This window comes from Symbioplanes lichenis, from assembly GCF_030709675.1.
In the GTDB taxonomy this organism is placed as follows: Bacteria; Actinomycetota; Actinomycetes; order Mycobacteriales; family Micromonosporaceae; genus Actinoplanes; species Actinoplanes lichenis.
In genome coordinates, this window is the sequence record NZ_JAUZQD010000013.1 from 206,121 (window position 1) to 220,278 (window position 14,158).

At 72.9% G+C, this 14,158-nt stretch carries 11 protein-coding genes; 7 read left to right on the forward strand and 4 right to left on the reverse strand.

The features are described 5' to 3' along the window. Positions 1-35: 35 nt before the first annotated feature. Positions 36-1,565: an AMP-binding protein gene (locus RAN62_RS29375; protein ID WP_305788109.1), complete on the reverse strand. Its 1,530-nt coding sequence runs from the start codon at positions 1,563-1,565 to the stop codon at positions 36-38. 50 nt (positions 1,566-1,615) lie between these two features. After that, the gene (locus RAN62_RS29380; RefSeq protein WP_305788043.1) at positions 1,616-2,776 is read right to left on the reverse strand and encodes a GNAT family N-acetyltransferase; all 1,161 of its coding nucleotides are present in this window, start codon (positions 2,774-2,776) and stop codon (positions 1,616-1,618) included. Between the two features lie 451 nt (positions 2,777-3,227). On the opposite strand from RAN62_RS29380, the gene RAN62_RS29385 reads away from it, so the two are divergent. The 7 genes from RAN62_RS29385 (at position 3,228) to RAN62_RS29415 (ending at position 12,479) form a co-directional block, all read left to right on the forward strand. Further along, positions 3,228-4,490, forward strand: coding sequence for an MFS transporter (locus RAN62_RS29385; RefSeq protein ID WP_305788044.1), 1,263 nt, complete (start codon positions 3,228-3,230; stop codon positions 4,488-4,490). A 29-nt stretch (positions 4,491-4,519) separates the two neighbouring features. Continuing rightward, positions 4,520-5,509, forward strand: a complete 990-nt coding sequence (locus RAN62_RS29390; protein ID WP_305788045.1) for an SGNH/GDSL hydrolase family protein — start codon at positions 4,520-4,522, stop codon at positions 5,507-5,509. Positions 5,510-5,606: 97 nt separating this feature from the next. Beyond that, entirely contained in the window at positions 5,607-7,799 is a 2,193-nt protein-coding gene (locus RAN62_RS29395; RefSeq protein ID WP_305788046.1) for an iron-containing redox enzyme family protein, read from the forward strand. Beyond that, entirely contained in the window at positions 7,792-9,624 is a 1,833-nt protein-coding gene (locus tag RAN62_RS29400; protein WP_305788047.1) for a carbamoyltransferase family protein, read from the forward strand. The genes RAN62_RS29395 and RAN62_RS29400 overlap by 8 nt, the downstream gene beginning before the upstream one ends. 10 nt (positions 9,625-9,634) lie before the next feature. Continuing rightward, entirely contained in the window at positions 9,635-9,820 is a 186-nt protein-coding gene (locus RAN62_RS29405; RefSeq protein WP_305788048.1) for a hypothetical protein, read from the forward strand. Beyond that, positions 9,820-11,067: an ATP-grasp domain-containing protein gene (locus RAN62_RS29410; protein ID WP_305788049.1), complete on the forward strand. Its 1,248-nt coding sequence runs from the start codon at positions 9,820-9,822 to the stop codon at positions 11,065-11,067. The genes RAN62_RS29405 and RAN62_RS29410 overlap by 1 nt, the downstream gene beginning before the upstream one ends. Before the next feature lie 50 nt (positions 11,068-11,117). Continuing rightward, positions 11,118-12,479: an alpha/beta hydrolase family protein gene (locus tag RAN62_RS29415; protein ID WP_305788050.1), complete on the forward strand. Its 1,362-nt coding sequence runs from the start codon at positions 11,118-11,120 to the stop codon at positions 12,477-12,479. On the opposite strand, the gene RAN62_RS29420 is transcribed toward RAN62_RS29415, so the two are convergent. After that, positions 12,465-12,791, reverse strand: a complete 327-nt coding sequence (locus tag RAN62_RS29420; protein ID WP_305788051.1) for a phosphatase PAP2 family protein — start codon at positions 12,789-12,791, stop codon at positions 12,465-12,467. The two genes, RAN62_RS29415 and RAN62_RS29420, sit on opposite strands and share 15 nt — an antisense overlap. Before the next feature lie 54 nt (positions 12,792-12,845). Further along, positions 12,846-14,156 (reverse strand): tachylectin-related carbohydrate-binding protein, encoded by a 1,311-nt coding sequence (locus tag RAN62_RS29425; protein ID WP_305788052.1) that lies wholly within the window; start codon positions 14,154-14,156, stop codon positions 12,846-12,848. Positions 14,157-14,158: the final 2 nt, after the last annotated feature.

Here is a 14,158-nt window from a genome sequence, read left to right on the forward strand (position 1 = left end):
CACCACGGCCGGGCCCACCCCGTCGTGACCGGTGGTCAGAGGGCCAGGACGGCCTCGCGTACCGCCTGCCGGTCGATCTTGCCCTGGTTGCCGGTGACCGGCAGGGACGGCCGGCGCACCATCCGGTGCGGCACCATGTGCCGGGGCAGCTCGTCGAGCAGGAACGCGCGCAGCTCGTCCTCGGCCACCTCGTCCGCGGCGGTGTAGACCAGCACGACGTCCTCGCCGATGGCGATGTTCGGCACGCCGGTCACCACACAGGAGCCGATGCCGGGGAACCGGGCCGCGACCTCCTCGACCTCGGTGGGACTCACCCGGAAGCCGGACGTCTTGATCATGCTGTCGCGGCGCCCGACGAAGTAGAGGTAGCCTTCCTCGTCCCGGGTCACGATGTCGCCGGAGAACACCAGGGTCTCGCCGGGGTATCGCGGCAAGCTGCGGAACCGCTGGGCGGTGGCCTCCGGCGCGTTCCAGTATCCGGCCGCGACGCACCCGCCCCGGTGCACCAGCTCGCCCCGCTCACCCGGGCCCACCTCCCGGCCGTTCTCGTCGAGGACGAGGATCTCCACGTCCGGGATGGCCCGCCCGATCGACGTCGGCCGGTGCCGTACCTGCGCCGGCTCGAGATAGGTCGAGCGGAACGCCTCGGTCAGGCCGTACATCAGCACCAGGCCGGCCCCGGGGAAGGCGCGCTCCAGATTGTCGATCATGGAAGGAGCGACCGCGCCGCCGGAGGTGCAGATCAGGCGCACGGCCGACAGGTCAGCCGTGGGCCGGCGGCGCAGCAACTGGGGGTCGAACATGCGCGTGACGATGACCGGCATCACCGGCAGCACGGTGATGCGGTGGTCCGCCAGGAAGGCGAAGAGCGAGGCCGGGAAGACCAGTTCGTGCAGGTACAACCGGGCCCCGGTGTGCAGCGCCTGCCACAGCTGGTTGAGGCCGTAGTCGAAGTTGAGCGAGAGCACGGACCCGATCCGGTCGTCGCGGCGGATGCCGAGATAGCGGGCGGTGATCCGGGCCCCGTCGACGAGATTGCGATGGGTCACCATGATGCCCTTGGGGCGGCCTGTCGAGCCGGACGAGTAGATGATGCCGGCCACGTCGTTGCCTATCACCGCGCCCGGTAGCTCCGGGGCCGGATCCCCGTCGCCGGGCCCCGGCGCCCGGCAGAGGTCGGCGGCGCTCCGCAACGGCAGCTCCGGCACCGCCTTCCTCAGCTCCCCGGCGCGCACGTCGTCGGTGATCGCGGCGCACATGCCCGAGTCCCGCACGATGTGCGCGATGTTGGCGGCCTTCAGCGCGGGCAGGATCGGCACGATGACGGCGTCCGCCGCCAGCACGGCGAGGATCGACACGACCTGATCCAGGCTCTTGGCCATGCAGACGCCGACGCGGTCGCCCCGGCGCACCCCGGCCGAGCGCAACCGCTGCGCCGTTGTCAGCGCCGCGGCGCGCAGCTCGGCGAAGCTCAGAGTGCGGTCGCCCTCCGTGACGGCGGCGTCCGCGCCGAAGGCGTCCGCGGCGTCGTTCAGCAGGGCGGGGACGGTGAACAGCTGAGACATCGGCACCTGACGATCTTAGGCGGTCCCGGCCCCGCCGCGGTGTCCCCTTCTCAGAAGAGCGTCTGCCACAGCTCGGTCCGCAGGCTGCGGGCGACGGCGGGCGACGTGCCGGCCAGCCGCTCGCGGAAGGCGGCATTGTGCGCGGAGACCTGGTCGGCGTGCCCGGCCAGCACACTCCGCTCGGAGAGGTCCAGCAACCACAACGGACGCAGCTGCGCGCCACGCAGTGCCTTGCCGTCCGGTGTCGACATCCCCGCGTGCAGCATGCGCACCCCGGGCAGGCGCGCCGGGATGTAGTACGCCAGGTTGAAGTATTCGGCCGCGCCGCGCAGCCGGTCGTACTCGAAGCCGACCGCGCGCAGGTAGACCGTGTCGCCGGCGCGGTAGTAGAGGCAGCAGGCCACGGGCGGCGTGCCGTCGTCGTGGTCGCAGAGCAGCACCTGGGCGCGCGGGCCGGCCAGCAGCCCCTGCTTGCGGAACGCTTCCGTGTTGGCGGCGACGTCGGCCCGCTTGCCGTAGCGGTGCACGGTGGCCGCGGTCAGCCGGGCGACGTCCTCGTACGCCTCGCTCAGCGGTTGCTGCCGGATCCGGTATCCGGCCTGCTCGAACTTGCGGACCTCGCTGCGGATGCGCCGCGCGCGGTGGCTGGACCCGAGCGACGCCAGCCACGCCTCCCAGCCGCCGGCCGGGATCTCGATCCAGGCGTCGGCGGCCAGAGCCACCGGCGGCGACGTCACGCCGGCCGCCTGCAGGCGCAGGACGTCCGGTGTCGTCAGATAGAGCGCGACCTGTGCCCGCTCGCCGGCGGGAACCGGGGCGGCGGCCGACCGGACAGCCGCCAGCAGCTCCGCGGCGGCGGCCTCCGGCGCGGCGTCCGGTGTGGAGAGCACGTGCGCCAGATAGCCGCGCAGCTGACCGACGAGGGTGCCGTGCGGTGGCGGGCTCGGCAGTCCCCGCGCCGCGAGCAGGGTGTCCCAGCGCGTGTTGGGGTGCGGGTCGTCGCCCACCGCGATGACCGGCACCGCCGCCCGGCCGCCGCCGGGGACCTCGACGTGGACGCCGCCGAACGGGCCGGCCCGCTCCGAAGTGCACAGGCGCAGCCAGAAGGCGGAGGAATAGAAGTGGTCACCGGCCATCTCGTCCCACTGCCGGTCGCCGAGGCCGCCCAGGGGGTCGTCGAAGTAGTGCGTGGTGAGGGACGTCTTCGTCATGCGCCGGCTCCCGCTCCCGCCGGGCGCGGCTCGCACCGCCCCCGCGCTGTCCGCCTTGTCGTGATCCTGCTCCGTCTTACCATCTTCGCGACCGCGTTCCCAGCGCGTGCGCCCGGCGCCGCCGCCCGCCGCGCCGCCGCTTCGGTGGGACCACAATGCATTTCCGGAACGGCCGCACATCCGGCGGAATCGTCACCGGGCAATCTCGCCCAGTGGGAAGCGGGCTCACCCAGATCGATGCGGTCCGGTACTTTGGCGTTGTCTGCGGCGCTGTCGCGCCCGGGCCGCAAGGCGTCTACGGGGGCGTCTTCGCCGCGGCCGTCCGATCCGGACGGCGGTGAGGTGGAGCAATGGCGCTCGGCCCCCGGAATCATGCCCATGCCGGACGTCGCCGCCACGCGTCGATCACGCGTTCCGGGGCTGCTCACCGGCACATTTTCCGGGAGATCTCGTGCAAGCATTGTCGGCGGTTCTGCCGGCGGCCGGCCCGGCGCGGCGGCTCGCCGCGGTGACCCTGGCCGCCACGGTCGGCAAAGGCATTTTCCTGACCGCCGGTGTGCTGTTCTTCAACCGCGCCGTGCACATTCCGGTGGTGCGGGTCGGGCTGGGGCTGAGCGTGGCCGGTCTGGCCTCGCTGCTCGTCGGCGTGGTGGCGGGCCACCTCGCCGACCGGCGCGGGGCCCGCGGCGCCTATGTCGTGGCGCTCCTGACGGGGGCGCTGGCCACCTTCGGCATGCTGGCGGTCCGGGACTTCTGGTCCTTCCTGGTCCTGGTGACGGTCGCGGTCTCCGCGCAGGCCGCGGGCATGGTGGTGCGCGGGCCGGTGATCAACGACATCGCCGGGGACCGGCCCCAGGAGCTGCGGGCCTACGTGCGCGCCGTGACCAACGTGGGCATCGCCGTGGGGGCCGCGCTGGCGGGCTGGGCGGTGCAGGCCGACACCATCGGCGCCTATCGCTGGCTGATCCTGGCGAACGGCGTCTTTCTCCTGGTGGCGGCGGGTGCGGCGAGCACTCTTCCGGTGGTGCGGGTGCGGCCCGCGCCGGCTGTCGGGTCCCGCTGGATCGCGCTGCGGGACCGCCCGTATCTGGCCCTCGCGGTGCTCGACGGGATCCTGTCCATCCAGTTCCGGGTCCTGACCGTGGCCATCCCGCTGTGGATCGTGACCGTGACCCGGGCCCCGGGCTGGACCGTCGCGGCCGTGGTGGTGCTCAACACCGCCGTCGTCGTGCTGTTCCAGGTGCGGGTCGGCCGGGGCATCGACACGCCGGTGCGGGGCGGCCGGGCGATGCGTCGTTCCGGGGTGATGTTCTTCCTCGCCTGTGTCGTCGTCTCCTGGGCCGCGGGGGTGCCGTCCTGGGCGGCCGCGGCCCTGCTGCTGATCGGTGTCGCGGTGCACAGCGTCGGTGAGCTCTGGCACGCGGCGGGCGGGTTCGAATTGTCCAACGTGCTGGCGCCCCGGCACGCGACCGGCCAATATCTCGGCGTTTTCGGCATCGGCATGGGCCTGGCCGAATCCGTCGGACCATTTCTGCTCACCAGTCTCTGCATCGCCTGGGGCCGCCCCGGCTGGTATGTCGTGGGTGCGCTGCTGATCGGTGCGGGCCTGCTGATTCCGGCAGTGGTGCGCTGGGCGGAATCCACGCCACCACGAACAATTCCGGCCGAGTCCGGATCGCCCTCTTCCGAGCACAGTGGGGAAATCGCCGTATGACTTCGTACCGGGACACACTCACACCCCAGATGGGACAGTACGCGGAACGTTTCGACGACCGCGCCGAGATCCGCTGGATGCCCTATCTCATGTATTTCCATCCGGTCGATCACCGTTCCGCGGTCGTCAACACCGACGGCCTCGGATTCCGGCTGGCGCAGGGGCCCGGGGCCACGGCCTCGGCCGGAAGCCAGGTGCCCGGGGGGCCGGTGAACCTCGTCGCCGGCAGTTCCACCGTCTTCGGCATCGGCGCCTCGTCCGACGCGAACACCCTGGCGTCGCGGCTCTGGGACCTGTACGGCGCCGACCGGCCGTGGCTCAATTTCGGCGGGCGCAGCCACAACTCCACGCAGGAGCTGCTGCTGTTCACCCTGTACCGGCACCTGGTGCCGCAGATCGACCGGATCGTGCTGTTCTCCGGGTTCAACGATCTCGGCCTGGCCCGGCTGCCGCGGTGGATGCAGGGCGACGACGGCGCCTTCTTCAACTGCCGGGAGTACTACGAACAGCTGGACGAGCTGCGGATCAAGCAACGGCGCGCAGCCGGTCTGTCCCGGCGCCACGCCCGCCGGGTCCTCGAGCGCACCGCGGAGGATCTCGCCGTCCCCGATCTCGACGAGCAGATCGGCGCCGCCGTGGAGCGGACGACCCGCCACCTCGAGAACTGGCGCCTGCTCGCCGACGGTCTCGGCGCCCGGCTGACGTTCGTGTTGCAGCCGCTCGCCCCCTGGGTCCGGGAGAAGCCGGCGCCGGAGGAGGAGCTGATCTTCGCCGAGCTGGACGAGATCGCCGACTTCGGTCAGGCGTACGGCGACATCGCCCGCCTCGAGGTGGGCCGCCGCTACGCCGCCGAGCTGTCCGCCGGATGCCAGAAGCTCGGCGTCCCGTTCGTCGACATGAACCCGCTGCTGGGCCGGGCCACCGGGCCGGCCGACTGGCTGTTCGTCGACCGCATCCACTTCACCGACCACGGGCACGACGTCGTCGCCCGGCTGCTCCGATCCCACCTCGAGGACTGAGACATGACTCTGCTCAAGGCCCTGTTCCGCCGCATCTTCCGGCGCAACCGCAAACCGAAGAACGACGCCTCCATCTACCCGATGTTCTGAGGACACGATGACGATCTCGTCGACGACCGCACCGGCGGTGGCCGGAGCGGAGGCCGGACCGGACACGTCCTGGCTGCGCACGCTGTACGCCGAGCTGTGCGACCCCGAGTCGGTCGTGCCCGGCGCCGTGGCGGATCAGGTCCGGGCAGAACTGCGGAGGCTGCCCGGCCCCGACGTCCCCGCGTGGGACCTCACGGACGACACGCAGGCCCTCGCCGCCTGGTCCGGCCGCGAGGCGGCCGGGTTCGAGCGGCTGTGGCAGGAGCTCGGCCCGGACGACGGCGTCCGTGACCTCGTGCTGCGCCGGGCCGCCCTGAACTGTGCTCCGCTCGCGCTGATCTCCGGCGCGTGGCTGCAGTGGCTGAGCAGCATGGCCGAGGCCGACGACCCGCTGACCCTGCGCGTGCTCAAGCTCTACGCCGGTGACGTGGGAGCCGGCCACGCGCACAGCTCGCGGGGCGACGCCTACCTGACCCTGCTGCGCCGGCTGCAGCTGGCCGACAACGCCGTCCCGGCGTCCGGCCTGGCCCTGGACAGGCGGATCCACGACGACGCCTTCTACCTGCCCGCTGTGCTGCTGCTGATGAGTCGCCGGCCCGAGGAGTTCCGCCCCGAGATCCTCGGCGCCGATCTCTGCCTGCGCACGACGGGGCTGCTGCCGCCGCTGGCGCTGGTTCGCGCCGGTGTGCCCGGCGCCGCCTGGAACGACCTGGACCCCGCCTCCGCCCGCTCCGCCGGGGACCCGCCGGGCCGGGAGCTGGTGCGGGCCGCGGTCGCCGGATGCCTCGACGGAGGGGACGCCCAGGTGCGGGACCGGGTCGCCGCCGGCTTCCGCTGGGCCGCCGCCGCGGTGCGGGAGTGGGGCGCCGGGCTCCGCGCCGAGCTGGAGGCCGCCCGGGACCCCGCGGCGGAGATGGCCGCGCTGCTGCGACTGCGGGCCCGGGAGGGTGCCGTCTACCACCATGCGGTGGATCTGGGCGGCCGCTCGCTGGCCGACTGGCTGACCCAGGCCCGGACCGACCCGTGGCCGTTGCTCGACGTCCTGTCGCGCAGCAAGCTGGTCCGTCCGGGCGACCCGGCGCGCAGCGCCCTGGCGACCGGGCTCGTGGGCGAGCGGGGGGCGATGTTCCGGGTCTTCGCGCCGACCGACCTGGAAACCATCCGCCGCTGGATCCGGAGCCTGCCGGGGGCGAAGGGCGGCCCGGAGCCGGAACCCACCGCGCCGCCGGCGGCGGCGATCGTGATCCGCCACCCGTTCCCGGCCCCGGACCCCGCGACCGGCGACGACCCGGACCTGCGCACCGCCTACGCGCTGCTGCAACGCCGGACCGTGACGCCCGCCGTCCGCCGCTTCGCCCTCGACTACGTCCACGCGTGGCTGGGGCGTTCGGCCCACCGGATCGACAGCGCCGGGGTGCCGCTGCCGGACGCCTGGACGTCGCAGGGCCTGCGCCCGTGGCTGACGACCAGGCACGAGGAGCACGCCGCCGAGTTCGAGCGGGGAACCGGTGACGGGGTGCCCTCGCGCGAGCAGCTGATCGAGTCGTCGGTGCAGCTGGCCCCGCTCACGATGATCGACGGCGCCTGGCTGCAGGGATTCACCGACTACGCGCTCGCCTCGTCCTCGATCGGGTTCTCGCTGTTCGAGACCTACTGGGACGAGCTGGGCAACGGCGAGGCGCGGCTGAACCATCCGCTCATCTACCGCGAGCTGGTGGCGCAGATGGGTGTCGAGCTGCCGCCGACCGGATCCCTGGAGTTCGCCCGGTGGCCGGGCTTCGCGGACAGCTCGTTCGAGCTGCCGGTGTACTGGCTCAGCATCGGGCGGTTCCCGCGCACCTTCCTGCCCGAGGTGCTCGGCCTCAACCTCGCGATGGAACTGTCCGGCGTCGGCGGCAGCTACCGCCGGGCCCGTATCGCCCTCGTCGAGCACGGCTTCAGCACGCGGTTCGTCGACATCCACAACACCATCGACAACGTCGCCACCGGGCACTCCGCCTGGGCGGCCGACGCCATCGACAGCTTCATGTCCGGTATCCCCGCGACCGGGGACCCGGGGGCGCGGGAGGCGGCCTGGCGCCGCATCCGGCACGGTTACCGATCCCTCAACCCACCGGGAGACCTGCGGGCGCGGCTGGCCGCGGGCCGGGCTCGTCGCGCCGGCCGCCGGTGGCCGTCCGGAAGGCCCGGCCATGTCTGATCTCGTCCTGGGAATCTCCGCCTACTACCACGACAGCGCCGCCGCGCTGGTGTCCGGCGGTGTGCCCGTCGCCGCCGCGCAGGAGGAGCGGTTCACCCGGCGCCGGCATGATTCCGGCTTCCCGGCCCGGGCGGTCGAGTACTGCCTCCGGGAGGCGGGCGCGACCCTCGCCGACGTCTCGGCGATTGCCTACTACGAGGACCCGGCGCTCAAGTTCCGCCGGGTGCTGGCCACCTATCTGGGCGCCGCGCCGGGCGGCCACGAGTCGTTCCGGGACACGCTGCCCGCGTGGCTGAGCTGGAAGCTGCGGACCGCCCGCCGGGTGCGCCGGGAGCTGACGGACCTCCGGCTGGGTCCGCCGCCGGAGATCGTCGTCCGCCGGCATCACGAGTCCCACGCCGCGTCGGCCTTCCTGCCGGGCCCGTACGAGTCGGCGGCGGTGCTCTGCGTGGACGGCGTCGGCGAATGGGCCACCACGACGCTGTGGCACGGCCGGGGCAGCGAGCTGAAGCCCCTGGCCGAGCTGCGCTTCCCGCACTCGCTCGGCCTGCTCTACTCGGCGTTCACCTACTTCTGCGGGTTCAAGGTGGACTCCGGGGAGTACAAGCTCATGGGGCTCGCGCCCTACGGCCGGCCCCGCTACGCCGAGGTCATCCGGAAGACCCTGATCGACGTGCGGCCGGACGGCAGTTTCCGGCTCGATCTGCGGTACTTCGAGTACCTGCGCGGCCGGACCATGACCGGCCCCGCCTTCGAGCGGCTGTTCGGCGGGCCGCGCCGGTCGCCCGAGAGCCCGCTCACCGAGCGCGAGTTCGACCTCGCCGCGTCCGTCCAGCAGGTGACCGAGGAGGTGATGCTCGGGCTGGCCCGCCACGCGCGGGAGCGCACCGGGGAGCGGCGCTTGTGTCTCGCCGGCGGCGTCGCGCTCAACTGCGTCGCCAACGGCCGCATCGCCGACGAGGGGATCTTCGACGAGCTCTGGATCCAGCCGGCCGCCGGCGACGCGGGCGGAGCGCTGGGGGCCGCCCTGGCCGTCGCCGCCGAGCGCGGCGCACCGCGGGCCCACCTCGGCACGGGTGCCGACGCCATGTCCGGCACCCTGCTCGGCCCCCGGTATTCCAGCGCGGAGATCAGCGCCTACCTGGACAGCATCGGAGCGCCCTACCGGCGGCTCGAACCGGGCGAGCTCAGCACCGTCGTGGCGGGCAAGCTCGCCGGGGGAGCGATCGTCGGCTGGCACCAGGGCCGCATGGAGTTCGGTCCCCGGGCGCTGGGCGCGCGCTCCATCATCGGCGATCCGCGGGATCCCGCGATGCAGTTGGCGATGAACCTGAAGATCAAGTTCCGGGAGTCGTTCCGGCCGTTCGCGCCCGCGGTGCTGGCCGAGGACGCCAAGGACTACTTCGAGCTGACCCAGGACAGCCCGTACATGCTGCTCGTCGCCGGGGTGGCGCAGGCTCAGCGGCTGGCCGCGGACACCACCGGCGACCCCACCGGGATCGAGCTGCTCAACGTCCAGCGGTCGACGATCCCCGCCGTGACGCACGTCGACCACTCGGCGCGGGTGCAGACCGTCGGCCCCGCGGCCGAGCCGGCGTACCGGCGGCTGCTCACCGAGTTCAAGGCGCAGACCGGATGTCCCGTGCTGGTCAACACGTCGTTCAACGTCCGGGGAGAGCCCATCGTGAACACGCCGCAGGAGGCGTACACCTGCTTCATGCGGACCAACATCGACTATCTGGTGCTCGGTGACTGTCTGCTCGACAAGGCGGATCAGCCCGCCTGGCACGACGACGACTGGCGCACCGAGATCCCGCTGGACTGAGGAGTCCCCGATGCCGAGGCTTTTGCTCACACTGTTGTACTTCGTCGTTGTCGTGCCAATGGGTGGTGCCGTACGCCTGGTGCGCGACCCGCTGGCCCGGCGGTGGCGGGCGGGTGCCGCGACGTACTGGAGTCGCCCCGGCGCCGGTCAGGGTGTGTTCCCGGCCGGCGCGGCCGATCAGGGAAGGAGTCATTGATGGAGGAGGGCTTCCTCGCCTTCGTCGAGAGCAACATGACCGGGACCGGGATGCAGGCGTTGCGCCTGGCCCACGACCGGGGCCTCGGCATCGCTTTCCTCACGTCCGACCTGGGTAAGTACGACGCCGACCCGGACGCCGCGCGGACCATCCGTGACCTCGCCGGCGAGATCGTCACCTGCGACACGAACAGTCCCGAGGCGCTGGAGAAGGCGCTGCGCAACCTGCCGGGGCCGGTGCGCGGCATCATGACCGTGATGGAGTACTTCGTACCGGTCGTGGCGGCCACGGCGAGCCGGATGGGCCTGCCCGGACTCGACCCCGGGGCGGCGGCCGCCGCTCGCGACAAGGGCCGCAGCCGGTCGGTCTGCCACGACCACGGCGTGCCGGTCCCGCGGTTCCGGTTCGTCGGCGCGCTCGATCAGCTCGATGCGGCCCTGGACGAGGTCGGCCTGCCGTGCGTCATCAAGCCGGTGGACGAGTCGGCGAGCATCGGAGTCACGCTCTGCCGCACCAGGGAGCAGGCGTACGAGCGGATGCGCGAGCTCGCCGGCAGCCGCACGAACTCCAAGGGCCAGCCGCGGACGCCCGGCGGGCTGGTCGAGGAGTGCCTGTTCGGGCCCGAGGTCAGCGTCGAGACGTTCAGCCACGGCGGACGTACCGTGGTGCTCGGCGTGACCGACAAGCTCCTGGGGCCGGTTCCGCACTTCGTCGAGCTGGGGCACACCTTTCCCTCCGGGCTGCCGCCGGAGCGCTCCCGGGCCGCCGCGGACGTGGCCGTCGCCGCGCTGGCGGCGCTCGGGTTCGACTACGGACCGGCGCACGTGGAGGTCAAGCTCACCGCGCGCGGGCCCGTGCTCATCGAGGTCAACGCGCGCGCCGGCGGCGACTTCGTGCCCGACCTGGTCCGGCATGCGACCGGCGTGGGGCTGCTGGAGCAGACCATCGTCGCGAGCACCGGGGGGACGCCGCAGCTGCGGCCGAGCCGGCACGGGGGAGCGGCGATCCGGTTCCTCACCGGCAGCACCGGAGTGGTCGCCGCGCTGCCCGACACCACCGTCCTCGAGCACTTCCCGTCCGTGGTCGCCTTCCGGGTCAAGGCTGTTCCGGGCCAGCGGACCAGCCCCGCGGCCAACAGCCACGAACGACTGGGGTACGTGCTGACGAGCGCCGGGACGGCCCACGAGGCGGCTCTGGACGCCGATGCCGCCGCGGCGCAGCTGGCCCTCACCTACGAGGCGAGCTGAGGCACGGCCGATGTCTTGACACTCGTCGATGTCCGGCCTGGGATGGCCTCATGGGTGGAACTCATGTCGCGGTCGTCACCGGGCTGGTCGTCGCGCTGGCCGGGCCGCCGGCGCCCGCTGCCGCGGCGGTCTGTGCGGCGCCGGTCCCGAGCACCACGCAGCCCGGCTATCTCGTCGCCGATCCGGACTGCGACCTCGACGGGACGCCGTTCGCCGCGCTGCCCGGGGCGCGCACCTGGACGGGCGTCTCGGCCGGGGCCGCGTACCGGATCGAGGTGCCGCGGGCGTGGAACGGGCAGCTGGTCGTCTTCGCGCACGGCTATCGCGGCACCGGCACCACCGTGTCCGTCGACAACCCCGATCTGCGGGCAGCCTATGTGGCGCGCGGGTACGCGTGGGCGGCCTCCAGCTATGCGACCAACGGCTACGACGTGGGCCAGGGCGTGCGGGACTCGGTCGCGCTGATCGACGGCTTCCGCCGGGCCACGGGCGTACGCCCGGAGTCCGTCCTCATGTCCGGCAAGTCCATGGGCGGGCACGTCACCGCGGTGGCGATCGAGGAGTATCCGCGGGCCTTCACGGGCGCGATGCCCTACTGCGGGGTGCTCGGCGATACGGCGCTCCACGACTACTTCCTCGACGCGAATGTCACGGGCGCCGCGCTCGCCGGGGTGGACGCCGAGTTCCCGCCGCACCCGGACGCCGGCTACCGGGCGCGATGGGAGGAGCAGGTGGGGCGGATCGTCCCGGCGCTGGGCCTGCCGTCGGGGTCGACCCCGGCCGGGCGTACGTGGTCGGCGGTCCTCGAACGGCGCAGCGGCGGCGAGCGGCCCGGGTTCGGCAGCGCGTTCACGTTCTGGAACTCCCAGGCGTACGGGAATCTGCCGTTCCTGTTCGGTCTCCATCCCGGGCTGAGCGGGGGCACCGCGGGCATCGCCCCGGGCAACGTCACCGACAACCGGCACACGGTCTATCGCAGCACCGACCGGTGGTGGCCGACCCGCGCGGAGTGGCGCCTCAACCGGGACGTGCTGCGGGTGCGGCGAACGGCGAAGGCGGATCCGGGGCTGGCCGGCATCCCGGACATCGACGGGCGGCCGCGGGTGCCGGTGCTGTCGCTGCACGACATCGGCGATCTGTTCGTGCCGTTCTCCATGGAGCAGGTGTACGCGGCCCGGGGCGGCCAGTTCGTCTCCCGCGCGATCCGCGGCGTCGGCCACTGTGACTTCACGCAGTCCGAGCTGACCGAAGCCTTCGACGACCTGACCCGCTGGATCCGCACCGGGCACCGGGCCGCCGGCGACGCCGTCCTCGATCGCCGCGCGGTGGCCGATCCGGCGTTCGGCTGCCGGTGGACGCGCGGGCGGCACGCGAACTTCGTCGCACCGCCCTGCCCGTCATCGGTGGGCTGACACCTCGCGCGCGACGCTGCGGCCCAGGGCCAGGCCGGCCTGGTTGCTGAACTCGAGGTGCCGGCCGCCGTACACCCGGGACCGGCCCGCCTCCGCGGCGGCCGCGGCGAAGCCCGGGTAGTGCCGCGCCACCCCGCCCGGCGCCGAGTCGGTGGCGTGGTCGAACGCGATCGCGTCGGTGGTGCGCACGGCGGTCAGCGCCAGCTCGTTCCACCCCCGGACGGCGTCCAGGTCGACCGGAGCGTCCGGCGCGCGGGCCGGGGCGACGAGCCCGGCCACGCCGAGCACGGCGGTGAGCAGCAGAGCCCTCATGCCTCACCCTGGCCACGCGCGCCAGATCACTTCAATCCGCCGGTCGGCCCCGGGTCAGCTGCCGAACGGCTGGGCCGAGACGAGCTTCTGCGTCCAGCCCCGGGTGTCCACCGGGTCGTCGGTGTAGTAGCGCAGATCCGCGCCGGACAGGTCGTACGGGTCCCGGTCGCGGTAGTGGTACATCGCCCCGTCCGGCGTCTTGCCGTAGTAGAGACCCGCCCCCGGCGACGTGAGCTGGTCGAAGGTGCTCCAGCGGGTGGCCAGCGTGGTGCCGGTCCAGGTGTGGTCGGCGTTGACGCGGTACGAGCGCAGCTCCCCGCCCGTGTTCACGCCCAGCAGCCAGTCGTCGCCGGTGGCGGTGAGCGTACGCAAGGTGAAGTTGCCCGCGATGACGTGCCGCTGGCCGATCTGGTCCGCGCCGGGCTTGTCGCGCGACACCACGTACTGCATGAGCGTGCCGTCCGCGACGCCGTAGAGGTGCCCGTGCCCGTCATAGGCGAGCAGGTCGTGCGTCCAGCCCGGCTCCACGAAGACCGGCGGGTTGTACGTCAGCGACGTCTTGTTGGTGAGGATGTCGACCCGGTGCAGCCGTCCGTCCGGCGACGTGACCAGCACAGTGTTGAAGTTGAGCGTCGCCAGGGCGACCGGGACGAAGGCGAGCGGCTCGGCGGCGACCACGGTCGAGGTCCGGTTGCCGGTCGCGGCGTCGATCGTGGTGTACGTGAGCCGGCCGTCCCCGAGCACGCCGTAGACCGAGACCGCCGGCTCGGGCGCGGCCGTGAGGCTCACCGCGTCCACGATCCGTTGCGCGTCGGCGGCCTGCGGCTGGTAGCGCTCCGGGAAGGCGGACACCTGGACCGCCTGGCACACCTCGCCGATCGGCGCGGTCCGCCACGATCCGCCGGGATACTCGCTCTGCATCTTGTCGAGGAACTTGCCGGTCGCCTTGGCGGGGTTCATGCGATCCGCGTACGGCCCCCAGCTGTCCCGCTGCTGGAAGAGGCCCACGCTGTCCCGGTCGCCGCCGGTGACGTTGCGGATCGTGCTCTCCACGATGGTCGTGGTGATCGCGATGACCGCCGCCCGTTCGCCGAGTCCCCGGTCGAGGACGGCGTCGGTCACGGCCCGGGCGCAGGACACCCGGTACGCGTCCATGGCCCCGGCCATCGACCCGGTGAGCACCCGGTTGAGCCGGGTCGCGGTGGCCGCGTCGGCGGAGGCCGGGCCCCCGGCGACGCAGTCCTGGGTGGCGGCGACGGCCATGGCCCGCTGGTGGGCGTCGAAGCCGGGGCCGTCGGCGGCCCGGGCGGGGGTGGCGATCGTGGCGCCGAGGACGGCGGCCACGGCGAGGGTGAGTGCGCGCATGG

What these genes read in the sequence shown, in the direction of transcription:
- RAN62_RS29400 (WP_305788047.1), top strand. Translation starts at nt 7,792, where the DNA reads ATGTCTGATCTCGTCCTGGGAATCTCCGCCTACTACCACGACAGCGCC.
- RAN62_RS29415 (WP_305788050.1), top strand. Translation starts at nt 11,118, where the DNA reads ATGGGTGGAACTCATGTCGCGGTCGTCACCGGGCTGGTCGTCGCGCTG.
- RAN62_RS29395 (WP_305788046.1), top strand. Translation starts at nt 5,607, where the DNA reads ATGACGATCTCGTCGACGACCGCACCGGCGGTGGCCGGAGCGGAGGCC.
- RAN62_RS29425 (WP_305788052.1), bottom strand. Translation starts at nt 14,156, where the DNA reads ATGCGCGCACTCACCCTCGCCGTGGCCGCCGTCCTCGGCGCCACGATC.
- RAN62_RS29410 (WP_305788049.1), top strand. Translation starts at nt 9,820, where the DNA reads ATGGAGGAGGGCTTCCTCGCCTTCGTCGAGAGCAACATGACCGGGACC.
- RAN62_RS29380 (WP_305788043.1), bottom strand. Translation starts at nt 2,776, where the DNA reads ATGACGAAGACGTCCCTCACCACGCACTACTTCGACGACCCCCTGGGC.
- RAN62_RS29420 (WP_305788051.1), bottom strand. Translation starts at nt 12,791, where the DNA reads ATGAGGGCTCTGCTGCTCACCGCCGTGCTCGGCGTGGCCGGGCTCGTC.
- RAN62_RS29390 (WP_305788045.1), top strand. Translation starts at nt 4,520, where the DNA reads ATGGGACAGTACGCGGAACGTTTCGACGACCGCGCCGAGATCCGCTGG.
- RAN62_RS29375 (WP_305788109.1), bottom strand. Translation starts at nt 1,565, where the DNA reads ATGTCTCAGCTGTTCACCGTCCCCGCCCTGCTGAACGACGCCGCGGAC.
- RAN62_RS29405 (WP_305788048.1), top strand. Translation starts at nt 9,635, where the DNA reads ATGCCGAGGCTTTTGCTCACACTGTTGTACTTCGTCGTTGTCGTGCCA.